The sequence below is a fragment of the Pseudoalteromonas sp. meg-B1 genome (assembly GCF_003173795.1).
Classification (GTDB): domain Bacteria; phylum Pseudomonadota; class Gammaproteobacteria; order Enterobacterales; family Alteromonadaceae; genus Pseudoalteromonas; species Pseudoalteromonas undina.
In genome coordinates this window covers 614,502-638,043 of the sequence record NZ_QGQU01000001.1, presented here as the reverse complement: position 1 = coordinate 638,043, position 23,542 = coordinate 614,502, and the positions used below count along the sequence as shown (strand labels likewise).

The following is a 23,542-nucleotide window of genomic DNA, read 5'->3' as shown; positions in this document are numbered from 1 at the left end:
CGTTCTAACTAACGCAATATAATTAAAGAAATCGTGCTATTTATAATCAAAAAATGCACGTGCTATTTATATCTGAAAATAAAACGCAATAATTGTGCGACTAAGTCAAATAAGCACTTTTTATTTTTTTACAATTCCAGTAGATTGTCACGGCGTCGAAAAAATAGAGAAGCAAAATAATATGAGTGCAGTAAGAGGTGAGTTTAGCTCCCGCTTTGGTTTTATAATGGCTGCGGCAGGATCTGCTGTTGGGCTTGGTAATATTTGGGGTTTCCCGACACAAACAGCAAGTAATGGCGGGGCTGCCTTTTTAGTCGCGTACTTAGTACTGGCCTTCTTTTTAGCCTATCCTGCTTTAATGGCAGAGCTGATGATAGGTCGTCATGGACAAGCTAATGCGGTTTCTTCACTAACTAAATTAACCACTAAACCTTGGCAAAAGCAGTTTGCCTTTGCTGTTGGCTTTGGCGGGATTTTATGTGCTGGCTTTATACTAAGCTTTTATGCGATTGTTGCTGGTTGGATGTTAAGTGCAACTTTAGAGCCGGTTACTACTCTCATAGGCGCAGATGCGGCATCTTCGTGGTTAAGTGAACAGTCACTTACACGTAACATTCTTTTTACTGTGGTATTTATTATTTTAACCGTTGCTATTATCAGCCGCGGTGTTGAAAATGGTATTGAAAAATGGTCAAAACGTTTAATGCCTGCTTTGCTCGGTATTTTGTTTGCCTTAATTGCCTATGTAATGACTCAAGAAGGCGCTGTTGAGGGATTAAAAGCTTACCTAGTCCCTGACTTTTCTTCTATTTTTGATCCCACCTTATTAGTCAGTGCACTAGGACAGGCCTTCTTTTCATTGTCACTGGGCACCAGTGTAATGATTATCTATGGCTCATATATCAGTAAAAAAGAAAACCTCGTCTCTTTGGGGGCTTATGTTACGCTTATTGATGTATTCATCGCATTTGTAGCAGGCTTACTGATTATCCCCGCGATGTATGTTGCACAAGCCCAAGGTGTTGAAATATTCTCGTCAACAACAGGTAAACTACTTTCAGAAGACACCTTAGTATTTCAGGTTTTACCCGCCTTATTTGATGGCATGGGTGGTGTGGGTTTATTTGTTGGCTTTGCTTTTTTTGCATTAATGAGTATTGCCGCTCTAACCTCGTCAATTTCAATGCTTGAAGCGCCGGTATCGTACACTGTAGAGCGCTTTGCAATGAAGCGTGTGCAAGCAACATGGTTAATAGGTGCTTTAATTGCCATAGTTAGTATTACCATAGTGTGCAACTTAGGCACGTTATTTGGTTTAGTGATCACCTTAACAACTAAAGTCGCGCAACCTTTATTAGGACTTATGTGTTGTATTTTTGTAGGGTGGATCTGGTACAGGTCGTCATTGCTCAAAGCAATCCAGCAAGGTAACCCTGAAGTACATAACACCTTATTTTGGAAAATATGGCCTTGGTACACTAAGTTTGTATGCCCTATCGCCATTAGCTTAGTATTTTTACATTCTTTACTTAGCTAATAAAACAAAAAAGGCCCACTAATGTGGGCCTTTATTTATTAAGAATTATCTACTGCTTTAAAATCATATCTTGATGGGGTATGCCATCTTCTAAGTACTCCTCCCCAACACACTCAAAACCAAATGAGCGATAAAAATTTAGTAGGTAGGTTTGTGCGCCTATATAAATATCACGAGTAGGCCACTGAGTCCTACAACAGGCAATAGCCTGGCTAACTAATTCTTTGCCTAAACCAGAGCTGCGCTGTGATTGAGCAACTAAAACGCGCCCTATCGCACTATACTGTGCATCTTTTTCATAACAACGGGCATAGGCATTTACTGTTTGCCTATTGAGTGAATACAAGTGGCGAGTAGCATCTGCAATATCCACATCATCAAGTTCGGGGTAAGGACACGCTTGTTCTACAACAAATACGTCAACACGTTCACGCATTATTGCAAACAGGGTCTGGGAGTCGAGCGCAGAGAATGGCTCACATTTAAACGCCATTTAAACACCTTTTATTATTACAGGGCCTTACTAAAAGGCCCCATAATCTTATTAAGCAAATAATCGCTCTAACTGATCACATAACTGAGATAAGTTAACATGATCATGCTCGATAGTTAAATCGACATAACCGTCACTTCTAAATGCTCTGTCTAACTCAATCAGTACATGCGTTTTATGCGCTTCAGGAATAAACGACAGTTCAATTTCCTTTATGCCAAATAAGCTGCGACTATTTGGTTGATATTCAAGCTCTTGATAACACCCAGACACAGATTGAAAAGTAGAAGCACGTAAATGGCCTTGCTCTACATCTGCTTTAACTAAACTAAATCCTAGCTTCTCCATTGCTTGCATACAGGTTTTAACTGCTTCATTCGGATAGATGTGCAAATGGTCTTTATCTGTTGGATCAAGCGCAAGGTCAATATCAAGCCCTGTTTCTAACCACACATAAGACTGGTTATAACCGGCATTAATTTCAGTAATTGGTGTTTCTGAATGCAAACGGGCTTCAAATGGGATAGTTTTAACTTCACCAGGCTCAACAGTACCAATGTCAGTTATGCGCCATTGATCAATAACATGATTAGTAAAGTAATCACCGTCTTCACTGGCTACTTTAACCCGAGTAACTAACATTAAATCTAAACCCGCAATTTCTTGACTTACATCACCTGCACTAATAACAATTTGTGCATTGAATAGTTGGCCAGGCTGAAGATGCTCGGTTTCTAAAATAGTATCCACCTTGGCGGCACCAATGCCTACCGATGCTAAAATCTTTTTAAACATATTTTCTCCTTAAGCTAAGCAATACACTTGTTTGCTTACACTTAAACTCCTTCGTTATGGCATCTTAACCACATTTAAAAGCGCTTGTCAGCGAAAAACTGCTATTTACATGCTGTTTACCATAAAACTAGCCATTTATGTGTGTTTTTTGTACTTTACAGCCGCTTTTATGCATACATAAAGGTGTTTTAGCAATCAGGTGATAAATACTCACTATCAGCCAATTAGCAGTAGGAAATAAGTAGATAAATTGTCAATAAGCATTGTTTTTCGCTACACTACAATGCCAAGTGCAGTGATACTAATAACTATGGAACTAATTTATTTTGCTACCGCCTTCGTCTGCGGTTTTGGTATATATCAGCTAAAATTACCGCCGCTTATCGGCTTTCTTATGGCCGGATTTATTCTTAATTTAGCGGGTTACAAAAGCACGGAGCTACTCGAAACGATTGCCTCTTTAGGGGTCACACTGCTACTTTTTAGTATTGGCCTCAAACTAAAAATTGCTAACCTTATAAAACCACAAGTGTGGGCTCCTGCCACCATACATATTATTTTAAGTAGCGCATTGTTTAGTGGCTTCATGTTGCTGCTTGGTGTATTCGCACTGCCATTATTTGTCGATTTAAGCTGGCAAAGTGCATTGTTAGTCGGCTTTGCTTTAAGCTTTTCGAGTACGGTATTTGCTGTAAAAGTACTTGAAGAACGCGGTGAAATGGCAAGTTTGCACGGTAAAATAGCCATTGGTATTTTGGTTATGCAAGATATATTTGCAGTCATATTCTTAGCGGTCAGTACAGGTAAAGTACCGAACATTTGGGCCTTAGGGTTAATTGTTGCACTACCTTTGTTTCGCCCAATTATGTACTGGGTTTTAAACCGCTCTAAACACGGTGAGTTACTGCCGTTATTTGGCTTTTTCTTTGCATTAGTAGCTGGGTACAATGCCTTTGAATTCGCAGGATTAAAAGGCGATTTAGGCGCATTGATCATTGGCATGATGTTCGCTCCTCACAAAAAAGCTGGTGAGCTGTCTAAATCACTGCTTAGCCTAAAAGACATACTACTGGTTGGCTTTTTCTTAAGTATTGGTTTAAGTGCAGAGCTTACTGCCCACTCTTTAGTCGTTGCTTTAATTTTAGTATTAATTATCCCTATTAAAACGCTGCTTTACTACATACTAACTAATTTATTTAAACTGCGAGCTCGTACCTCTTTGCTCACCGCATTTAGTTTGGCTAACTTTAGTGAGTTTGGCTTAATTGTTTGTGCCGTTGCTGCATCTAGCGGCATGGTTACCTCTGAATGGCTCGCGGTTATCGCGATTGCCGTATCAATTACATTTGTGATTGCCTCCCCTTTAAATAAACGCTCTAACGAGCTGTACGTTAAAATTGAACGCCTCTTATTGAAGTTTGAAAGCAAGACCCGCTTAGCAGAAGAGCTTCCTGTAAACTTAAATGATACGAAAATAGTGATCTTTGGTATGGGTAGAATTGGCACTGGTGCCTATGAAACAATAAACGCAACTCACCCTGATGTAGTTGCAGGTATTGATATTAAACCTGAGGTGGTCGATAAACATATTAAACGTGGACGCAGAGTATTAATTGCCGATGCCACCGACCCTGATTTTTGGCAGCGCGTTAATCACTCTCATGTGGAAATGGTTATGTTAACTATGCCTAAGCATATGCAAAATATTTTTGCTTTAGAGCAATTACAAGCATCAGGCTATAAAGGGCAAGTAACTGCGATTGCTAACTACCCCGATCAGCAAAAAGAATTAGAAGATATGGGAATAGATTCTACTTATAACTTTTATTTAGAGGCTGGTAGCGGTTTTGCAGAGCATGTAAAGCAAACCTTGTTTCCGTAATCGGGCTTAGATGCAAATAGATTGCATTTACATTCCTTTACATCTGAGTATTTTATTGGTGAAAAAATCAGGTAAAATGTCTGTGTTGGTTGAATAAAGCTAATACCTAAGTTTGTGTTTTATAAAAGACAAATAACGGACCCCTTGCTTTTAAGTGACCAATAAGATTCTCAAATTAGAGGGCCTACTCCCTCTATCAATAGGCTGTTACTTGCCCGTTACAGCCTATTTTATTTCCTTAAAATCCCTTACACTTATCCCCATTATTTATAAAAGATGTCAGTAATGGATCCTCAACAACTAAAAGTAGCGATTAACACCATTATGCCATTTGGCAAGTATGCGGGACGCCCTTTACTTTTGCTGCCTGAGCCATATTTAGTGTGGTTTAAACAACAAGGCTTTCCTGATAGCAAGCTTGGCTCTCAGCTCGCAATGATGTACGAAGTGAAGCTTAATGGCTTAGAGCAAATGCTGATGCCATTACTAGAAAAAAATAGTAAATAAAATAGAACTTTTCTATAAATGGTCTGTCTATCTATATGCTACTTGTTGATTTTTTGGTTTTAAACCGCAAAAAAGCGCCTTTATGGCGCTTTTTTATTGTTTGGGATTTAGTTGTCGAGGGTGATAATAAACTTAACCCCACCCAATGGTGAGTCTTCAATCTTACACTGCCCTTTATGCCAGCTAATAATTTTATTTACAATTGCTAGCCCTAATCCAAACCCACCGGTTTTTTTATCACGGCTTTTATCTAAACGGGTGAAAGGTTTAAACACTTTCTCACGTTCAGCATCCGCAATACCTGGGCCATCATCTTCAATCACCAGAAATAACTTTTCGGCGTTGGCAGTTAAACTAATATGCACAGTTTGCGTAGCATGTTTCAGTGCATTACTAATTAAATTTTGTAGCACTCGCGACATGAAATGACTATCACATACGTTTATAAATTGACTCGGCAACGTTGTGGTTAATTTAATAGGTGTATCAAAAGTTACTTTTTCGATATTAGCTTTAATTAATGCGACGATATCACAGGGAACCAATTGCAAGCTTGGTTGCTGTGTATCTAAACGAGCGTATTCCAACATTTCTGATACCAAGGATTCCAGCTCATGAATATCCATTTGCATATCAGATAAATAGTGCTGTGCTTTGCCATCTTGAACTTTACTCTCTAACATTGCGATTGCAAACTTCAAACGGGCTAATGGTGTTCTGAACTCATGTGACACTGATGAGGTTAGTTCTTGTTGAGCACTCAGTAAAAACTCTATCCGTTGCTGCATTACTTTTAATGTATCAGTGATGGGTAAAAAGAATGATTTAGAGCTGTCGCTTAATTGAAAATCTTGCGCCCCACCGACCGCTTCACAGGCTTGACTGAGCTTGGCAAAATCTCGCCATAACAATAAGCTCCATAACCCTATCGGTAAGCTAATAATAAATAAAACTAATAAATAAGGTATCACGGTCCCGGTGTTTTTAGCTTTAACACCTACAGGACCTATTTGTAATAACTGAGAGTTATTTAAAGTGACATACCAAACAATACGTTGCTGCTTATCGTACAAGTAAAGGTAATTATTTTGAGCTAATTGTGTTTGCTGCTCAGGAGGGAGAACCAAATCTTGTTGGGCGATAACTTGGCTATCAAAATTATGCTTTAGCTGCTCAAGACCATCTGGCGTTTGAGAAAGCAGCCATAACGACTGCCCAAATTCATTATCTAACAAAACATGTTGCTCAGATTCATCATACGGCCAAAGCTGCTCTATAACACCACTGGCAATAAACAAAGAAGCAATAATATACACGTAAAGGCTAATAAATAGCTTTCCCATTAACCTAGCCTAATACCTTGCATTAATTACATGTCCCACGCATCTGATACAAATAAATAGCCTTGTCCCCACACTGTCTTAATACGGTATGGTTTATCACTGTTATCACCAAGCTTCTTACGAATTCGAGACACACGTACATCAACGGTTCGATCTAGCCCATCGTACTCACGTCCAATCATATGTTGGTGCACATGTTCTCGGCTGAGCACTTCTCCTGCATTTGAAGCTAATAACCACAGCAATTCAAACTCATGTGAGGTTAATACGATTTCAACACCACTTAGCTTTACAATACGGCTAGTTTTATCTATTGATAAGTCACCAAACTTAAGCTCTTCTATGGCTTTTACGCTAGGCTGTCCACGGCGTAATAATGCACTAATTCGCGCCAATAGTACGCGCGGCTCTGCAGGTTTAATAACGTAATCGTCAGCACCGAGTTCTAAGCCGATAACTTGGTCAAAATCTTCGCCCTTTGCAGTAAGCATTAAAATAGGTAAGGTGTATTTGTCGCGCACTTGACGGCACACACTAAAGCCATCTTTTCCTGGCAGCATCACATCTAGAATGATTAAATCAACATGGTTTTCACTCAGATAAGGAAACACTTCGTCACCGCGTTCTAATACGTCAACTTCTAAGCCATTATGCTCAAGATAGTCTTTGGTTAATTGTTGCAACCCTAAGTCATCTTCAACAAGTAATATCTTTGGCATTTACTGCTCCTAAATTAAAAAAAGCTCCAAGGTGAGCGTAGCCGATGTTTTTTCTTAGCGTATGCAGTTTGCACTTCTACTTGCACACTCGCTAATGACACACCTGTAAGGGGATTAATCAGGGAGTATATGGTCTCCACCTGAACACGCGCTTTATAACTAAATTGCCCTTTTTTTACCCCTTGCCAACATTGCAATTGGGTATCTTGCTGGTATAAACACACATCACTTGGCTCAGACAGTTGCCACTTAAATTTTAACTCAAGATCACAAAATTCTTGTTGTTCGGAAACCACACAGACTTTGGGTGATACGTTAAGTGAAGAGGCTTTTGCAACACTTAGGTTGCTAAAAAATGAAGCTGCAAACACAACCAACATAAAACACTTCATATTAAAATGTATGTTCGAATCCTATAAAGGCGGTCATTGAATAGTCATGTTCAAAGAGCGGACTGCTATCCATTGCTGAATAGTCATAATATGCTAAATGAAAACGAAGTGCGTTGGCTTTACCTACCGGCCAACGGACGTCGATTTTAGCATAAGGTTGCCAGCTACTACCAACTTCTATTTCACCATATAAAGATTCTGTATTGTTTAAGCCATAAAAGTAGTTATTTAGTTGTGCTGATTTGTAGTTTACGCCTAAGGTCGATTTAAGTTCTAACACCTTAAGATCAAAATGGTATTGCCATTGTAGCGAGCCCCTAAAGCTATTATAAACACTGTTTACGTCATGCAATAATTGCGCAGAAAATACCTGTTGTTGTTTTACAAAAACATAACTGACGCCGGCATCCAGCACCACTCGTCTTTTTTGAATATTATTGATATTAATCTGGCGAGGAGATTCAATGTGTTGCGATTCTAATATTTCGTTATTAGCCGTTGCTGTGAGCGGGAATATATTTTGCGGGTGCCAGTCAATAAAAAATCGTGATTCTGGGTTAATTTCTGACACAAAGCTAATGTTATGCGTATCACTTTGTATAAAAGAATAGCCTAAACGACCGTTATCAAAAAACCAATTTTGGCCATAATAAGCCACTTGTGGAACCACCACCAAAGGAATGTTGTCTGCACCATGTAAAGGGTTACTGATCACTCCCCCCCCTAAGCTGACACTAATTTTAAGTTCATCAGTAGAGATGTGTTGCTGCGTCTGAGCAAAGGCATTAGCGCTAAACAACGCCAATAAAATGCATATTTTTATTCTCAGATGTAACACCATGGGGTTATTCACTAGTTTATAAAGTGGCTTTGACCCTATAGTAGCAAGTAGTATAAGTACAAGCTCTAGAGGGTTACAATCATTAACAAATTTGATACAAACGGAACACGTTTACAAATTAGCGGCTATTTCAACTCGATTTCGACCATGGGTTTTAGCTAAATAAAGTGCTCTATCAGCCTTTTCTACTAATAAACAGCTTTTACTAAAAGGCTCCATTAAAGCAATACCAAAACTTGCTGAGATATTACGTTTATTATCGCTATCTTCTTTTTTACGAATAGTTAATTTAGCAATACTCAAACGCAACTGATTGCAGAATGTCATCGCATCATTAATGCTATCAAAGTAACCTGTAATACAAAATTCTTCACCACCGAAACGATACGCATTATATTGTTCTTGCACACAATTTTGAACTTTCTGAGCGACAAGTTTGAGTACCTCGTCGCCTTTTTGGTGACCAAAATCGTCATTAAAACGCTTGAAGTGATCAATATCGAACATTATTAACACGGCTAACTTAGATTGCTCATCTTGTGAAGATGCATGAACACAAAACTCGACTATGTCAGTATCAAACTTACCGCGATTAAATAACCCCGTTAGTGAATCTTTATCAACCGCTTCTTGAGTCATAGTGAGGGCTTCTCTTAAATCTTTTATCTCATTATATGCTTGCGCTAATTTAGTTTGGAAACCGCGAGCATAATCTTGCATTGCGATTGATTCATCTGTTAGACGTTCAACACAAGATAGAATTTCATTAAATGAGTTAATGCTAGAGAGTGTTTTTAACTCATTTTGTGAGTCAACTAACGAAGTAGTAAAGCTTTTTGAATACTGAATAGAGTCACTCAAGTCAAACTGTACTTGCTCTACCGTACCATGAAATTTTTCAGACATTTGTTGAAAAAACGCTAATTCTTCGTCGTTTATGTATTTATCAAATATTTCCTGTGCATTTTGAGCTGAGCAAGTATTGTGCTGACCGATAACTTTATCAAGCTCTGTATTTAGTTGCGGGTTATCGCCCTGTACATAACAGTACCAAATCGCATAGTTTATTGGCGTTACTGGCATTTTGTACTTCACCATAAGTGGAATGGCTTTTTTTAAACACTGGGCAGAATGAGCAAGTGAGGCAGTATTATCCATAATTGAAACTCTCAGACATCACAACAAAGATGTTAACAAACACATAAATATTAGCGGTTTATATTAACACTTTTTTATCATCCAACAAGCCTATATTATGTTTTCTCCCATATTTTGTGCAATATTCCACAGTGCACTAATAGCAGGATCATTTAATTCTTTATGTAATACCGCTAGGCCAATTTTAAAACCTTGTGGGGGCTCATCTTTGCTATCCAAAATCTGAACTTTATCGTTTAAAGGGCTATTATCGAGAACAATTTTTGGGATCATGGCCACGCCTAAGCCCAAACTCACCATAGATACCATAGCCTCATGCCCAGCGACTTGTGCATAGATTTTTCCTTGCACGTTATTTTTTCGCCACCACTGCTCTAACCTTTGTCGTGAAAACCCTTGTTCAGCAACAATAAATTCAAGCTCAGACCAATCAATAGTCTCGCTGTTATTAGTTAGCTTTTCTGTGATCGGACATTGAATAGTGGGCGCAATTAATACCAGTGGCGAGTAACCAATATCTACAAATGCAATTTGTGCAGGTAATTTACTGGGCCTAGCTGCAATAGCCATGGATTCGTGACCGTCTAATACACGATTTATTGCCAGAGCAGGGTCGCCCGTATTTAAGGTGATTTCAATATGCTGATGCTGAGCCCTGAGCTGCTCCAAAATATGATGCAAAAAACTATAAGATGCGGTAACGGAGCAATAAAGACTCACATTGCCATAAATATGTTGTTGCGGTTCGTTTAAATTGGCCTTAAAACGCTGCCAATTACTAAGCGTTGCACTAGCATACTCCTTAAATGCAACGCCTTCGCGAGTAAGCTTGACACTGCGATTATCTCGCTGGAACAACATCACCCCTACTTCATCTTCTAACTGCTTAATATTACGACTTAAAGTAGGCGCACTTATGTGGCATAACTCACTGGCACGAGAGAAATGAAGCGTTTTTGCCAACGCCAAAAAGTAATTTAAATGCTTATGATCCATAACAACACCGGTATTTCATATTGTGAAACACTTTAATTCAAATATATCATTTTACGCAAGAAAAGAATTTTCATATGGTTATTCCAAGCAAAGCAAAAGCATTGCATCTAACAAACTGAATTAATGGGAAACTTATCATGGCAAATTATTTTAATAGCTTACCTTTACGCGAACAATTAGCGCAATTGGCACAATGTGAATTTATGGGCGCAGACGAATTTAACGACGGTGTTGCTGCACTTAAAGGTAAAAAATTGGTAATTGTAGGCTGTGGCGCACAGGGCTTAAATCAAGGTTTAAATTTACGTGATTCTGGTTTAGATGTAGCCTATACGCTACGTGATTCAGCAATTACTGAGCGTCGTCAGTCATTCTTAAATGCATCGGAAAATGGTTTTAAAGTGGGTACATATGAAGAATTAATCCCAACAGCCGATGTAGTACTTAACTTAACGCCTGATAAACAACATACTGCGGTTGTTAATGCCATCATGCCATTAATGAAACATGGCTCAACCCTTGCCTATTCACATGGCTTTAATATTGTTGAAGAGGGCATGCAAGTTCGTGAAGACATTACCGTTATTATGGTTGCACCAAAATGCCCTGGTTCAGAAGTACGTGAAGAGTATAAGCGCGGCTTTGGTGTACCAACACTCATTGCAGTTCACCCCGAGAATGATCCTCAGGGTCATGGTTTGGCACAAGCAAAAGCCTATGCCGCAGGTACGGGTGGTCATCGAGCGGGAGTACTTAAATCATCGTTTATCGCCGAGGTTAAGTCTGACTTAATGGGTGAGCAAACCATTTTATGTGGCATGCTACAAACGGGCTCTATTTTATGTTTTGATAAAATGATTGATAAAGGCCTTGATGCCGGTTATGCCTCAAAGCTAATTCAATATGGCTGGGAAGTGATCACAGAAGCACTTAAGTATGGCGGTGTTACTAATATGCTTGACCGCCTATCAAACCCAGCCAAAGTAAAAGCGTTTGAATTAAGCGAGCAATTAAAAGTGATCATGCGCCCACTGTATAACAAACATCAAGATGACATTATCGATGGCACATTTTCACGAGTCATGATGGAAGACTGGGCAAATGATGATGCTAACCTACTAAAATGGCGTGCTGAAACCGCGGAAACTCATTTTGAGAAAACCCCAGCGGGTGATGTAGAAATTACTGAGCAAGAGTTTTTTGATAACGGTATTTTAATGGTAGCCATGGTTAAAGCAGGCGTAGAGCTGGCGTTTGAAACCATGACTGCAGCCGGTATTATTGCAGAATCAGCTTATTATGAGTCACTGCATGAAACGCCGTTAATTGCTAACACCATTGCACGTAAAAAGCTGTTTGAAATGAATCGTACTATTTCAGATACTGCAGAGTATGGTTGCTACTTATACAACCATGCATGTTTACCGCTACTACAAGAATTTATGCAAGATATTGATACTGATGTTATTGGCAAAGGCTTAAATGAGCAGAGTAATCAAGTAGATAATCAAACCTTGATTCAAATAAATACCGCACTGCGTGAACATCCTGTTGAGAAAGTTGGTGCTAAATTACGTGGCTATATGTCGGCAATGAAAAAAATAGTTTAACCCTATAACCCTAGAACTTTCACTTGTTAGAAACCAAGCCCACTTGCATTTTGCTGTGGGCTTTTTTAATGTAAATTAATCATCAATAGCCGAAAATAAATAATGTGCTAGAATAATCGCCTCATTGCCTCAGTTGTAAATATATAAGTACTACCATGACGATACAAAATCTCTCTATTACTCAAAAAATTACAGCACTTGGAAGCATTATTGCTATTTGTGTTGCTGTATTAATTGGTTTGACGTCTTTACATAACTCAAAGAATATTATTGAGCAACGCATGATAGAATCAGAACTGCCAAGCAAGCTGCAAACAATCAGTAATCATATTGGTGGGGAGATCAATGAACTTTTAGGCGCAGCACAGCAGCTTTCTGCCAACACCTTTATTTTAGATTGGGCAAACTCTGGCAACACCAACGATGCGTTATTACTCAAAGAACTTAATCGTTTAGTTGAGCAATATGATCTTGCAACTGCTTCGTGGGCAAATAAAAATACCGCGCAATATTGGAATCAAGATGGCTTTTTACGGGTGTTAAAAAATGATGCTGCAGATGGTTGGTTTTTTGCTTTTACCCAATCAAAACAACCTTATTCAATCAGTATTTATCAAGAGTCGGCAAACGATGTAAAAATGTTTGTTAATCACCAACAGCCTAATGGATTCGGCTTGGCGGGCTTAGCAAAAAGCATTACTGATATGCAAAAGCTACTACAGCAATTTAAAATTGAGCAGTCAGGATTTGTATTTATTGCCGATGAAAGTGGCTTAATTCAGCTACACAAAGATGCAGCTAAAGTCGCTAAGGTTAATATAGATAGTATTTACAGTGCTAATATTCATAACAAATTACTTGATGAAAATGGTTTTACTTTAGAAGAAGTAAATATTAACGGACAAGCCACGCTGATTGCTGCCACACCAATTAAAAACACCGACTTATTTGTGTTGGCTCAAGTACCAAAAAGCGAGGTATTCGCAAGTGTAAACACCCTCGAGTGGCAAATATTCACATTTACTATCATTACAGCACTTATCGCAAGCGTGATAAGTTACTTGTTAGCTCGCTCTTTAGCCTCACCGTTATCAAAAATGGCGGAGTTGTTTTCTCGTTTAGGCCGCGGTGATGCTAATTTAGCGTATCGTCTACCAGCATCACCTCAACCTGAACTCAATAATTTAACGTCAGGGTTCAACCAGTTTATTGAGAAAATAGAAACCGCCATTGTGCAAGTCGCTGATGAAAGCCATGGTATTCGTCAAAGTTCTGATCATGTCTTTGCGCAAGCAAAACAAAACTCCTTAGCGCTGGATAAACAAAAAGAGCAAACTATTTCAGTTGCTGCAGCGATCAATGAAATGGCCGCTACAGTGCAAGAAATAGCACAAAGTGCAGCGAATGCAGCTAAGTTAACCAACGATAGTCGCGATAATACCAAACAAAGCCATCAACAAGTATTACAAAGCCAAACGACAATCTCAGCCCTTGCCAGCGACATCGATGGTATTACCGAGCAAGTTGCACTGCTTTCTAAAAAAACCATAGACATTGCCAGTATTGTAGATTCAATTAGAGGGATTTCAGAGCAAACCAACTTACTGGCTCTCAATGCAGCCATTGAATCTGCACGTGCAGGTGAGCATGGTCGAGGTTTTGCAGTCGTTGCTGACGAAGTTAGAGCACTGGCAAATCGTACATCACAGTCAACCACTGAAATTCAATCAATGATTGAAGAGCTCACTCAAATTTCAGATGATGTTGTAAATGATATTAGCCAATCAAAAAATAAAGCCCAACAAAGCGTTAGCGCAATGCAAAACTCGGTTGAGTTACTTAATACTATTACTGAAACAGCGAATGAAATTAACGATATGGCAACTCTAATTGCCACAGCCACCGAACAACAAAGCAGTGTAGTGAACGATGTGGGTGGAAGTATTGAGCAAATTAGTGAGATCAGTGATAAATCAATGAGTGAACAAATAAATACCGAACAAGCAATTCGTGACTTAGCCACCAGCGCACAAACACTTGATGCGCTAGTTGCCACGTTTAATCAGCAGCGTTAAATAGTTTGTTACGTTTTAAATAACCTCTGTACAAAATAACCACTATACTTAAGTGTGTTTTTTGTACAGAGGTGTGTATGAGTGCTGTTCAAGGTAAACATTATTTACTGGCTGTCTGCTTGCTGAGTTTAAGTGCGTGTAGCACTACAAATAACGCCAATTTAAGCGTGCCAATCCCTATTATTACTCCCCCAATGCAACTTCAACAGCAGCCTATCGAGTCTGAGCTGCAAATATTTCAACTCGACCAGAGTCTCAAACAGCAATTAAGTGCTTATGTACAAAAAAATAAATCGGCTGATAAAATTGCCTATAGTCTACTTAGTTTTTTACTCACAAATGGTGATAACTCACTATCTTACCAATCTACTAGCACACAAACTGCATCTCAAAGCTATCAAAATTTAAATGCTAATTGTCTTTCCCTCTCTATTTTAGCGTATAGCTTAGCCGAACATTTAGGCCTTAAAGCCCGCTTTCAAAAAGTACATGTTCCTGAGTACTGGGCGTTAAATCAAGGATTTAATTTACTCACTGGGCACATCAACCTTGCCATAGACAATAAAACTAAGCTCAAAGACAGCTCACTTGTTTATCAGCGTAATAAGCGCTTAATCATTGATTTTGACCCCAATAGCCGACAAGCCCGTTTTGCAACCTCATCGCTGTCAAAAAAACGAGTGACCGCCATGTTTTATAATAATAAAGGCGGTGAGGCACTGGTAAATAAACACTATGATTTAGCGTATAGCTATTTCAAAGCCGCAATTAATACCGATGCTTCATTTAGTGCTAGCTGGGGCAATTTAGGGGTACTCTTTAAACAATTAGATGATTTAAAGCAAGCGGAGCAAATGTACAGCTATGCTATTGCCTTAAACGCCCATGATAATACTGCGCAAGGTAATTTAGCATTATTATATAAACTTACAGATAGAGTAGCCGAAGGCGAAAAGCTATTGGCAAAGCTTGACAAAAAGCGCCAAGAAAACCCTTACTATCATATATCGCTTGGTAACAGTGACTATGTGAATGGTGATTACGCAAATGCAATTAGCCATTATAAAAAAGCAAACGCTATGTCACCGACACTTCATGAAAGCCACTTTGGGCTAGCGCGCAGTTATTTTGAATTAAATAATATAACTAGAGCGGAGTTTCATTTGCGTAAAGCTAGAAAAAAAGCAGACTTTGATCATGAAAAACAGCGCTATGACAATAAGCTTATCGCATTAAAGTCACTCACCGCTAAGGCGAATCATCATTAAATTATTTAGCTTAACCTGTATCATAGTTTTTATAAGTTGGAGCGGCCTTTGTAAACAGATTGAGCCGCAATTATTAGCTGATTTAACTATATTAACCAGCTCGGAGTTAGCTGGTAGAAAAACGAATAGCCAGGCAGCCTTGCTCACAAGGGAGTATTTAAAAACACGCTTCAAAGAGCATCAACTTACAGTAAGTGAACAACCTTTTACTTATTCCTCAGGGCTGTTCTCTAACGCACAAGGCGTTAATATTATTGCCACTAATACTGTAAAAGATTTACCTGTAATTGTTATTACTGCGCATTATGATCATCTAGGTCTAAAAGCAGGAAAATTACACCCAGGTGCTAACGATAATGCCTCGGGTGTTGCTGCATTACTTTATTTATCGAATGCGCTAACGGATTCTTCTTCATATCGTTTTATGTTTGTTGCAACAGACGCTGAAGAAAATGGTTTACACGGCAGTGAGCACTTTGCTAAAACAATACGCCAGCTCCCGATTGTTTTAAATATTAACTTAGATATGTTGGCAATTAAAAAGTCACATAAGCGTTTATACGCGCTAACAAGTCGATCTTTAAAAGCCCAGCTTAATCCGTTATTTACTCAGATTAACGGGGACAAGATCAAATTAAAGCCTGTTTATTCATCACGAAAAATGAGCCGACTCACCAACACGAAACAAATAGATTGGCGCAGAGCCAGCGACCATTATTCATTCGCTAAACAAAAAATTCCGTATGTGTACTTTTCTATGGGGGCAGATAACTACCACCATAGTGCCAGAGATACGCTCGAAAATATTAACGCTCCCCTCTATCAAGAAGCCGTATTGCTAATTGAGGAATTTATTAATCAGCTTTTGACAAACTCCGCGGTATTAACTCCCTCTTTAAAAGCAGCAACATAAGCCTCTTTTTTTGCTCGTGGAAGTTTTTTTATCGCATATTCTAATTTGCTTGCGTCGCTTTTAGTACCTACTTGTTGTTGATGAATCAGCATAAGCGGCCCTTTACCTTTGAGGTTTTTTGCTCCTTTACCTGCTTGATGAGTAGCGATACGTCGAGCAACATCAACAGTAATACCGGTATACCAATGACCAAACCGTGTTTGCACAATATAAAGTGACCAAGTTGGCGGTTTATTTTTAATTTTGCACAACTCATTGTTTAAACTTTTTTGATTATTAATGGTCAAAACCTCGCCTTAACGCGCTAAACAAAAACAATTACTCAAAAGGGTTTTACCTTGAGTGACTAATCGGTATCATGCAGATTATAAAAAATAAGGATCACAACTAACAATGCAGTCGTTAAAAACTTTTTCTCTTTGGCTTATCGTCGCTTTAACGCTTAGTTCAGCCGCAGGTTGTTCTAGCTGGGTATACAGAATCAACATCCCTCAAGGTAACTTTTTAGAACAATCAGACGTTGATAAGCTTCGCGTTAATATGACTCGCGAACAAGTAATTTACGTATTAGGCAGACCCATTGCCGAAGACGCCTTCGATAAAAATACTTGGCGTTATGTATACAGCTTCAATAAAGGGCGTGCTAATGAACAGTTTAAATCATTAGTACTAAACTTTGAAAATGAAAAGCTAGTTACAGTATCGGGCGACTATGAGCAACCAGAAAACTTTACAACGCCTTTAGAGCAATAAGAAGCTATATAAGGTTTAATTAAAAAAGGTGAGCATGGCTCACCTTTTTTGTATCTAACGATCTAACGGCCGGCCACCAGTGACTTTATTAGCGCGGCCCTCTTCTTTGGCTTTTTCAGCACGTTTTCTGCGAGCATCTTTAGGGTCGGCAATTAATGGGCGGTAAATTTCAATTCTGTCGCCATCTTTAAGCTCATGATTTAGCTTCACCGTTCTGTTCCATACGCCTAAAGTTAAATCGGTTGCATCAATCTCAGGGCATTTTTTAATAATCCCTGATTGTATTACCGCTTGCTCAGCCGTTGTGCCTTGCAGCACTTCTATATTTAATGTGGTTGCCTTAGTGGGTAACGCGAACACAACTTCAATATTGATCATGCACGTTCTCCATACACTGTTTTTGCACGTTGAGTAAACGCACTCACCATGTTTTTTGCCACATCATTAAAAATTTTACCAAACGCCAGCTCTATGAGCTTACTTGAAAATTCAAACTCTAGCTGTAAATTAACCTTACACGCATGTGTATCTAATTGCTGAAAGTGCCAGCGACCCTGTAGGGTTTTAAAAGGACCATCAACCAAGCGAAGCATCACTGTTTGCTCATCAATTAGCGTATTTTCAGTGGTAAACCATTTTTTTATGCCGGCTTTAGATATTTCTAAACTAGCGGTCATGTTATTATCATGCTGCTTAATAATTTTTGAGTCTGAACAATTAGGTAAAAACTGTGAATAGGCTTCTACATCATTGACTAGATCAAACATCTCTTTAGTGCTGTACATAACCAGCGCGCTTTTTTCTATTTGTGGCATACTCACTCCCAACTGTGTGCAGGAATTTTAGCAAGCTTTGTGCGTTTCCCCAAACTTTCATCGCGCTTAAATTAATCCTTCGCTTTTGCATGTATAATTTAAAAAAATCGATGTAAAACATCTTGTATAACGTATATTATAGGGCACTATGGCTAAGAAAAATTCATCAAAATCGACAAGTAATACCATCGCGCTAAATAAAAAAGCGCGACACGAGTATTTTTTACACGACAAGTTTGAAGCAGGTGTTGAACTCCAAGGCTGGGAAGTAAAAAGTATCCGAGCAGGTAAAGTAAATATCTCTGAAACTTATATTCATCTTAAAAACGGTGAAGCATTTTTATTAGGCAGTACCATTCAGCCTTTAAATAGCGCATCGACCCATGTTATTTGTGACCCGCTACGTTACCGTAAATTACTACTAAGCAGGCGTGAGCTTGACCGCTTAGTTGGTGCAACTGAACGTGATGGTTATTCATTAGTTGCCACCGCTATGTATTGGAAAAAATGCTGGGTGAAGCTTGAATTCCATTTAGCTAAAGGTAAGAAAATGCATGACAAACGTGAAGACGGCAAAAATAAAGATTGGTCCCGTGAAAAAGAACGTTTAATGAAACATAAAGTTTAAATAAAAACGTCTAACATCATGTTAGGCGTTTTTTTTTAATTAAATTTTTAGCAAAATACAAATTATTACAAATTAAAGTCGCTCGGTGATTTATTTTTAAATAATGAGAAGACCCCCCTCCCGCACCAGATAGCGAGTATCCCATCGTTTTCCTTTATTAAGAAAATAAGTACATATTCGTGCCGATAACAAAATCATCTTTGCGGCTAATTGATAACACTTAAGTTACATGGTATTAATAATTCGACTTGTAAAAACAAGTAAATTATAACATATCAACAAGGACTTAAGGATGAAGCAATCAATTGCATTTACACCGAGCTTAATCATCGGTGCTACTATCGCATTGTCAGCAGGTTTTAGTACAACAACTTATGCTGCACAGCAAACTGCAGAAAAAGTAGAACGTATTCAAGTAACAGGCTCTCGTATCAAACGTTCCGATATAGAAGGCCCATCACCAGTACAATCCATTAATAAAGAAGACATCGAAAACATGGGTTATGACAACCTACAACAGCTGCTTGAAAGAATGCCTGTTGCAGGTAATGGTACCTTTTCAACCCGTGGTAATAACCAAGACTCGACCGCTAATGGTTCAGCTGCCGTCAGCCTTCGTGGTTTAGGGGCTGATGCTACCTTGGTACTTATTAATGGTCGTCGTGTTGCTATAAGCGCATTTGCAGAAGGGATCACCAACTCATTTGTTGATATAAACAGTATTCCTGTTTCAGCAATCGAACGTATTGATATTTTAAAAGATGGCGCATCAGCAATCTATGGCTCTGATGCTGTAGCAGGTGTTGTAAACGTTATCTTGAAAAAAGACATCGACGGTATTGAAGTTAATTTAGGTTACGGCGGCACAGATGGTCCTAACTATGAAGAAACCACAGCTAGCATTGTTTGGGGTACAACAAGTGCAAAAAGTAGTGCATCCGTTATTATTGATTACTTTAAAAACACTTCTTTATCATCAGATGAAATGGGCCGCTTAGGTACCGCTAATCAGTCTCCATATGGCGGTGAAGATTTCCGTTCTTCACGTGGTTTCCCTGGCTACTTCTATGTTGATGGCGTTAAAACAATCGACCCTGCATGTCCTGCAGAAAACGCAACATCAAGCGGTAGTTGTTTATTTGACTATGGTCCATTCGGCTATATTGCCCCTGCATCAGAACGTGTGGGCGCAATCTCACAATTTGAATACCGTTTTGACAATGGCATCACCGGCTTTTTAGAAATGGCTGTACAGCATAACAGCTCAGTTGCAGCGGGTGCACCAACGCCACTCGATGAAGATGCAGGTTTAACTGTACCAGGGAATCATCCAAATAACCCGTTCGGTCAAGATATTGAAATTGGTCGTTACAGAACAGTGGATGCAGGTGCGCGTCAATGGGATATCGAATCAGATACATTACGTTTTGTTGCTGGTTTAAAAGGTGAAATTAACGACTGGAGTTGGGAAACAGCGGTACAAAAAGGTCGTAGCAAGTCATTACAAACAGGCGATCGCTCACAAGGTTGGGTTCGCACCGACTTCTTACAACAAGAAATTGACGCTGGCAACTACAACCCATTTGGCGGCACTTACAACGATCCGGCTGTAATTGACAGGATTACTACAAGCTTGGTTCGCCAAGGTGAGTCTCATATGACGTCGTTCGATGCTAACATCTCAGGTGAAGCATTTAACTTTGGTGATGATGTTGTCATGATGGCAGCCGGTATTGAATACCGCGAAGAAGACGTAACTGATACGCCAGATGATCAATTTCAACGTGGATTAATCTTTGGTACCGAGTCAGTTTCAGCTGCCGCAGAGCGTGACCAATACGCTGCCTATGTAGAGTTTTCAATTCCACTTGCGGAAAACTTAGAACTACAACTTGCAGGTCGTTACGATGATTACAGTGACTTTGGTACCACCACAAATCCTAAAGTCGCTTTACGCTGGGCACCTACTGATGAAATCACAGTTCGTGGTTCTTGGGCGCAAGGCTTTAGAGCACCTTCACTGGCACAAGTAGGTTTAGGGCCATCTCAGGAGAGTCAGTTTTTTATTGATAACTACCGCTGTGATGCAACAGGTAAAGATTGTGATGCGCTAGATTACAACATTGAATTTGCCGGTAACCCAGATTTAGAAGCTGAAGAGTCTGAATCTTGGAATGTCGGGTTTATTTGGGCACCCACAACTGACTTTGGTTTAAGTGTTGATGTGTGGAGTATCACCCAAGATAATAAGATTGATGAACAAGAGTTTGGTCCAATTTACAACTCAGAGTGTAATAACCAAAATAGTACAGTATGTGTTCGCTTACCACCATCAGGTACAGACAGCCTAGGAACTATTCAAAAGATTTTCAGTACTTTTGAAAACGTTTCATCACAAGAAGTTTCTGGCGTAGATATTTCAGCAAACTACAACCATTCACTGGATGATTTAGGCTTACTGAAATTCAATTTAGAGTGGGCTTACCAAGATAAATTTGAAAAAGACGGCCGCGATTACACCGGTGAATATGGTTACCCAGAGCACCGTTGGATTTTCTCAACAAACTGGGAAATTGGCCAATTCAACACGAACATGAACATTAGTTATGTGGGTGAGTTTGAAGATACGCCAGATATCGATTTCGATGGCAACTTAGACTTCGATAGTAATACATCACGTACTGTTGATTCTCAAGTATTGGTTGATTTACAAACCTCATATCGTATTACTGAGTCAGCTAAAGTATCGTTAGGTGTTAATAACTTATTTGATGAAGAGCCACCATTTGCAATTGGTGATGGTGATTCAGATCTGTATGGTTACGCATCGGGTGTACATAACCCTCGAGGTCGTTACATTTACACTAAAGTGAGCTTTTCGTTTTAATTAAAAAGCAATAAAAAAAACCGCCAATATGGCGGTTTTTTTATCTTAAACTAAAGGGCTAAATTATAGCTCGCCTTCGTTTTCAGATAAGAATTTAGCTACGCCTTCAGGGCTTGCGTCCATTCCTTTTTTACCTTCAGTCCAACCAGCAGGACATACTTCGCCGTGCTCGCTGTGGAATGCTAGTGCATCAACCATACGGATCATTTCGTCGATGTTACGACCAAGTGGTAAATCGTTCACTACTTGGTGACGTACGTTACCTTCTTCGTCGATTAAGAAAGAACCACGAAATGCAACGCCGGCTTCTGGGTGCTCAACGTCGTATGCTTTACAGATTTCGTGCTTAACGTCTGCAACTAGTGCGTATTGAACTTTACCAATACCGCCGTCTGCTACAGCCGTGTTACGCCATGCGTTGTGTGAGAACTGTGAATCGATTGAAACACCAATTACTTCTACACCACGTTTTTGGAATTCTGCATAACGCTTATCAAAAGCAATAAGCTCAGAAGGACATACAAAAGTGAAATCTAGTGGGTAGAAAAAGATTACTGCTTTTTTACCTTTGATTTTTTCGTGAAGGTTATAGCTATCTACAATCTCACCGTTACCTAGAACAGCTGCAGCGGTAAAGTCTGGTGCCTGGCGGCCTACTAATACACCCATTTTATTCTCCAAATATTTTGAGTTTATTGTCAATTGCTTACGCAATACTGATAGTAATATGGGCACTAATTCTTAAATTACAATAGCACCATATCTAATTAATCATTATTCTATGGCTATCAAAAATAAATTAACAATCGTATTTATAGATAGCGCCGTTCTAAAATAGCGAACGCTTGATAAACACACGAATTATTGTTCATAAAAAAGCCTGCTTTAAGCAGGCTTTTTTACTAATCCATAATGTCGCTAGGCATATCACCGCGAATATGTTGCCATATTTCACCGGTTTGATGACCATACTTGCGCATCATGAATATCGCACCATCGTGCTCTTTATTCTCAGCAAGCTTAGTTAAATCTTTATAGAATTGACGTGCAAGCTCACGGGTGCGAGGATCTGAAAAGTAATGACAACCTATCTTAGAATAAAAGCCTTTAAAACCATTAAGGATCAGCACATATATGCGGTTGTTACCTGCAACAGCTAACTCATGGTGCACTTTATAGTCATAATCAGCAAATGCTTGTGCGCTGTCTTCTAGTTCATCACTTTGCGATAAAATTTCAATAACACGCTCTGGTGCAAGCTTTATTGCTGCACGAGTGTAAATTGCGCTGATGTTAGTGCGAGCTGAAAGTAACTGATCAGTTAGCTCTGGCATTTTATCTTCGTCTAAACGTGCCAGTGTTTCAAGGATATTTAGTCCTGACGTTTCCCAAAAATTATTTACGCGAGTGGGTTTACCATGTTGGATTGTTAACCAACCGTCTCTGGCTAATCGTTGTAATACTTCACGCAATGTGGTTCTAGTAACACCAATTAACTCTGAGAGTTCACGCTCAGCTGGCAGAATTGAACCTGGAGGGAAATCACCATTCCAGATTGACTCTACTATGTATTCCTCAGCAAATCCTGCTGGGCTTTTCGCTTTAAAAATTCTCATTCAATTCCTACTCGAATTAATTCACATTACATCGCTACATACGATTAACTGACTGATTGTACCAGACAAGTCACAACTAACAAGTAAAGTAAGTTAAATTACCTATTGATCATACATACCGAAGGTGAGATTGTCGCACAGCGTGAGATTTTTGGCCTGGTAAAAAGATCAGAATTGACTTTTAATTGAACACGCAGTCCACATATATAAAAATTATAATCAGACGTATACCTAAGCAACTATGTGTAAATACCTAACGTCGGCTGAGTGCCATTTGCAGACAGTGGTAACGCCTCGTTAAGAGGCAAATAATA

The 23,542-nt window shown here is 39.2% G+C and carries 23 protein-coding genes; 10 read left to right on the top strand and 13 right to left on the bottom strand.

Going from position 1 to position 23,542, the window contains the following annotated elements:
• Nucleotides 1–181: 181 nt before the first annotated feature.
• Nucleotides 182–1,537, top strand: coding sequence for a sodium-dependent transporter (locus tag DK924_RS02980; protein WP_010387992.1), 1,356 nt, complete (start codon nucleotides 182–184; stop codon nucleotides 1,535–1,537).
• A gap of 49 nt (nucleotides 1,538–1,586) precedes the next feature.
• Here the strand turns inward: DK924_RS02980 and DK924_RS02975 are convergent, their stop codons facing one another.
• Nucleotides 1,587–2,030 carry a GNAT family N-acetyltransferase gene (locus tag DK924_RS02975; protein ID WP_054201688.1) on the bottom strand — a complete coding sequence of 148 codons (444 nt, stop codon included), beginning with the start codon at nucleotides 2,028–2,030 and terminating at the stop codon, nucleotides 1,587–1,589.
• Nucleotides 2,031–2,081: 51 nt separating this feature from the next.
• Nucleotides 2,082–2,825, bottom strand: a complete 744-nt coding sequence (locus DK924_RS02970) for a sporulation protein (protein ID WP_109874306.1) — start codon at nucleotides 2,823–2,825, stop codon at nucleotides 2,082–2,084.
• A gap of 310 nt (nucleotides 2,826–3,135) precedes the next feature.
• On the opposite strand from DK924_RS02970, the gene DK924_RS02965 reads away from it, so the two are divergent.
• On the top strand, nucleotides 3,136–4,707 hold the full coding sequence (locus DK924_RS02965; protein ID WP_109874882.1) for a cation:proton antiporter family protein: 1,572 nt from the start codon (nucleotides 3,136–3,138) through the stop codon (nucleotides 4,705–4,707).
• 285 nt (nucleotides 4,708–4,992) lie between these two features.
• Nucleotides 4,993–5,214 carry a DUF3820 family protein gene (locus DK924_RS02960; protein ID WP_010387988.1) on the top strand — a complete coding sequence of 74 codons (222 nt, stop codon included), beginning with the start codon at nucleotides 4,993–4,995 and terminating at the stop codon, nucleotides 5,212–5,214.
• 107 nt (nucleotides 5,215–5,321) lie between these two features.
• Here DK924_RS02960 and DK924_RS02955 read toward each other — a convergent pair whose 3' ends face one another.
• From DK924_RS02955 to ilvY, 6 genes are all read right to left on the bottom strand, one after another.
• Nucleotides 5,322–6,557: an ATP-binding protein gene (locus tag DK924_RS02955; RefSeq protein WP_010387986.1), complete on the bottom strand. Its 1,236-nt coding sequence runs from the start codon at nucleotides 6,555–6,557 to the stop codon at nucleotides 5,322–5,324.
• Between the two features lie 26 nt (nucleotides 6,558–6,583).
• A complete protein-coding gene (locus DK924_RS02950; RefSeq protein ID WP_010387984.1) occupies nucleotides 6,584–7,276 on the bottom strand; it encodes a response regulator in 693 nt (230 codons plus the stop codon).
• Nucleotides 7,277–7,290: 14 nt separating this feature from the next.
• Nucleotides 7,291–7,656, bottom strand: a complete 366-nt coding sequence (locus DK924_RS02945; protein WP_010387982.1) for a DUF3019 domain-containing protein — start codon at nucleotides 7,654–7,656, stop codon at nucleotides 7,291–7,293.
• 13 nt (nucleotides 7,657–7,669) lie between these two features.
• Entirely contained in the window at nucleotides 7,670–8,509 is an 840-nt protein-coding gene (locus DK924_RS02940; protein ID WP_054201690.1) for a MipA/OmpV family protein, read from the bottom strand.
• Nucleotides 8,510–8,620: 111 nt separating this feature from the next.
• A complete protein-coding gene (locus DK924_RS02935; RefSeq protein WP_081374092.1) occupies nucleotides 8,621–9,667 on the bottom strand; it encodes a GGDEF domain-containing protein in 1,047 nt (348 codons plus the stop codon).
• A gap of 90 nt (nucleotides 9,668–9,757) precedes the next feature.
• Nucleotides 9,758–10,663 (bottom strand): HTH-type transcriptional activator IlvY, encoded by a 906-nt coding sequence (gene ilvY / locus DK924_RS02930; RefSeq protein WP_010387979.1) that lies wholly within the window; start codon nucleotides 10,661–10,663, stop codon nucleotides 9,758–9,760.
• A 137-nt stretch (nucleotides 10,664–10,800) separates the two neighbouring features.
• Between ilvY and ilvC the strand changes: the two genes are divergently transcribed.
• The 4 genes from ilvC (at nucleotide 10,801) to DK924_RS02910 (ending at nucleotide 16,529) form a co-directional block, all read left to right on the top strand.
• The gene (gene ilvC / locus DK924_RS02925) at nucleotides 10,801–12,273 is read left to right on the top strand and encodes a ketol-acid reductoisomerase (RefSeq protein ID WP_109874305.1); all 1,473 of its coding nucleotides are present in this window, start codon (nucleotides 10,801–10,803) and stop codon (nucleotides 12,271–12,273) included.
• Nucleotides 12,274–12,428: 155 nt separating this feature from the next.
• Nucleotides 12,429–14,348 (top strand): methyl-accepting chemotaxis protein, encoded by a 1,920-nt coding sequence (locus tag DK924_RS02920; protein ID WP_109874304.1) that lies wholly within the window; start codon nucleotides 12,429–12,431, stop codon nucleotides 14,346–14,348.
• Between the two features lie 77 nt (nucleotides 14,349–14,425).
• Nucleotides 14,426–15,616 carry a tetratricopeptide repeat protein gene (locus DK924_RS02915; protein WP_109874303.1) on the top strand — a complete coding sequence of 397 codons (1,191 nt, stop codon included), beginning with the start codon at nucleotides 14,426–14,428 and terminating at the stop codon, nucleotides 15,614–15,616.
• Between the two features lie 139 nt (nucleotides 15,617–15,755).
• Complete coding sequence (locus tag DK924_RS02910; protein ID WP_258306402.1) at nucleotides 15,756–16,529, top strand: M28 family peptidase; 774 nt, start codon at nucleotides 15,756–15,758, stop codon at nucleotides 16,527–16,529.
• Here the strand turns inward: DK924_RS02910 and DK924_RS02905 are convergent.
• Nucleotides 16,475–16,816: a GIY-YIG nuclease family protein gene (locus DK924_RS02905; protein ID WP_021033156.1), complete on the bottom strand. Its 342-nt coding sequence runs from the start codon at nucleotides 16,814–16,816 to the stop codon at nucleotides 16,475–16,477. The two genes, DK924_RS02910 and DK924_RS02905, sit on opposite strands and share 55 nt — an antisense overlap.
• A gap of 106 nt (nucleotides 16,817–16,922) precedes the next feature.
• Between DK924_RS02905 and DK924_RS02900 the strand changes: the two genes are divergently transcribed.
• Nucleotides 16,923–17,282, top strand: coding sequence for an outer membrane protein assembly factor BamE (locus DK924_RS02900; protein WP_010387969.1), 360 nt, complete (start codon nucleotides 16,923–16,925; stop codon nucleotides 17,280–17,282).
• A gap of 54 nt (nucleotides 17,283–17,336) precedes the next feature.
• Here the strand turns inward: DK924_RS02900 and DK924_RS02895 are convergent, their stop codons facing one another.
• Both DK924_RS02895 and DK924_RS02890 read right to left on the bottom strand, forming a co-directional pair.
• Nucleotides 17,337–17,660: an RnfH family protein gene (locus DK924_RS02895; protein ID WP_008109106.1), complete on the bottom strand. Its 324-nt coding sequence runs from the start codon at nucleotides 17,658–17,660 to the stop codon at nucleotides 17,337–17,339.
• Nucleotides 17,657–18,097 carry a type II toxin-antitoxin system RatA family toxin gene (locus tag DK924_RS02890; RefSeq protein WP_054201695.1) on the bottom strand — a complete coding sequence of 147 codons (441 nt, stop codon included), beginning with the start codon at nucleotides 18,095–18,097 and terminating at the stop codon, nucleotides 17,657–17,659. Before DK924_RS02890 ends, DK924_RS02895 begins: the two co-directional genes overlap by 4 nt.
• Nucleotides 18,098–18,245: 148 nt before the next feature.
• Here DK924_RS02890 and smpB point away from each other — a divergent pair, with 148 nt between their 5' ends.
• Nucleotides 18,246–18,725, top strand: a complete 480-nt coding sequence (smpB, locus tag DK924_RS02885) for an SsrA-binding protein SmpB (protein ID WP_008109102.1) — start codon at nucleotides 18,246–18,248, stop codon at nucleotides 18,723–18,725.
• 292 nt (nucleotides 18,726–19,017) lie between these two features.
• The gene (locus tag DK924_RS02880) at nucleotides 19,018–21,612 is read left to right on the top strand and encodes a TonB-dependent receptor (RefSeq protein ID WP_010387964.1); all 2,595 of its coding nucleotides are present in this window, start codon (nucleotides 19,018–19,020) and stop codon (nucleotides 21,610–21,612) included.
• 63 nt (nucleotides 21,613–21,675) lie between these two features.
• Here DK924_RS02880 and DK924_RS02875 read toward each other — a convergent pair whose 3' ends face one another.
• Both DK924_RS02875 and fadR read right to left on the bottom strand, forming a co-directional pair.
• Nucleotides 21,676–22,281: a peroxiredoxin gene (locus tag DK924_RS02875; protein ID WP_008109095.1), complete on the bottom strand. Its 606-nt coding sequence runs from the start codon at nucleotides 22,279–22,281 to the stop codon at nucleotides 21,676–21,678.
• Nucleotides 22,282–22,514: 233 nt separating this feature from the next.
• Entirely contained in the window at nucleotides 22,515–23,228 is a 714-nt protein-coding gene (gene fadR / locus DK924_RS02870; protein ID WP_008109093.1) for a fatty acid metabolism transcriptional regulator FadR, read from the bottom strand.
• Nucleotides 23,229–23,542 lie beyond the last annotated feature (314 nt).

What these genes read in the sequence shown, in the direction of transcription:
- DK924_RS02980 (WP_010387992.1), top strand. Translation starts at nt 182, where the DNA reads ATGAGTGCAGTAAGAGGTGAGTTTAGCTCCCGCTTTGGTTTTATAATG.
- DK924_RS02975 (WP_054201688.1), bottom strand. Translation starts at nt 2,030, where the DNA reads ATGGCGTTTAAATGTGAGCCATTCTCTGCGCTCGACTCCCAGACCCTG.
- DK924_RS02970 (WP_109874306.1), bottom strand. Translation starts at nt 2,825, where the DNA reads ATGTTTAAAAAGATTTTAGCATCGGTAGGCATTGGTGCCGCCAAGGTG.
- DK924_RS02965 (WP_109874882.1), top strand. Translation starts at nt 3,136, where the DNA reads ATGGAACTAATTTATTTTGCTACCGCCTTCGTCTGCGGTTTTGGTATA.
- DK924_RS02960 (WP_010387988.1), top strand. Translation starts at nt 4,993, where the DNA reads ATGGATCCTCAACAACTAAAAGTAGCGATTAACACCATTATGCCATTT.
- DK924_RS02955 (WP_010387986.1), bottom strand. Translation starts at nt 6,557, where the DNA reads ATGGGAAAGCTATTTATTAGCCTTTACGTGTATATTATTGCTTCTTTG.
- DK924_RS02950 (WP_010387984.1), bottom strand. Translation starts at nt 7,276, where the DNA reads ATGCCAAAGATATTACTTGTTGAAGATGACTTAGGGTTGCAACAATTA.
- DK924_RS02945 (WP_010387982.1), bottom strand. Translation starts at nt 7,656, where the DNA reads ATGTTGGTTGTGTTTGCAGCTTCATTTTTTAGCAACCTAAGTGTTGCA.
- DK924_RS02940 (WP_054201690.1), bottom strand. Translation starts at nt 8,509, where the DNA reads ATGGTGTTACATCTGAGAATAAAAATATGCATTTTATTGGCGTTGTTT.
- DK924_RS02935 (WP_081374092.1), bottom strand. Translation starts at nt 9,667, where the DNA reads ATGGATAATACTGCCTCACTTGCTCATTCTGCCCAGTGTTTAAAAAAA.
- ilvY (WP_010387979.1), bottom strand. Translation starts at nt 10,663, where the DNA reads ATGGATCATAAGCATTTAAATTACTTTTTGGCGTTGGCAAAAACGCTT.
- ilvC (WP_109874305.1), top strand. Translation starts at nt 10,801, where the DNA reads ATGGCAAATTATTTTAATAGCTTACCTTTACGCGAACAATTAGCGCAA.
- DK924_RS02920 (WP_109874304.1), top strand. Translation starts at nt 12,429, where the DNA reads ATGACGATACAAAATCTCTCTATTACTCAAAAAATTACAGCACTTGGA.
- DK924_RS02915 (WP_109874303.1), top strand. Translation starts at nt 14,426, where the DNA reads ATGAGTGCTGTTCAAGGTAAACATTATTTACTGGCTGTCTGCTTGCTG.
- DK924_RS02900 (WP_010387969.1), top strand. Translation starts at nt 16,923, where the DNA reads ATGCAGTCGTTAAAAACTTTTTCTCTTTGGCTTATCGTCGCTTTAACG.
- DK924_RS02895 (WP_008109106.1), bottom strand. Translation starts at nt 17,660, where the DNA reads ATGATCAATATTGAAGTTGTGTTCGCGTTACCCACTAAGGCAACCACA.
- DK924_RS02890 (WP_054201695.1), bottom strand. Translation starts at nt 18,097, where the DNA reads ATGCCACAAATAGAAAAAAGCGCGCTGGTTATGTACAGCACTAAAGAG.
- smpB (WP_008109102.1), top strand. Translation starts at nt 18,246, where the DNA reads ATGGCTAAGAAAAATTCATCAAAATCGACAAGTAATACCATCGCGCTA.
- DK924_RS02880 (WP_010387964.1), top strand. Translation starts at nt 19,018, where the DNA reads ATGAAGCAATCAATTGCATTTACACCGAGCTTAATCATCGGTGCTACT.
- DK924_RS02875 (WP_008109095.1), bottom strand. Translation starts at nt 22,281, where the DNA reads ATGGGTGTATTAGTAGGCCGCCAGGCACCAGACTTTACCGCTGCAGCT.
- fadR (WP_008109093.1), bottom strand. Translation starts at nt 23,228, where the DNA reads ATGAGAATTTTTAAAGCGAAAAGCCCAGCAGGATTTGCTGAGGAATAC.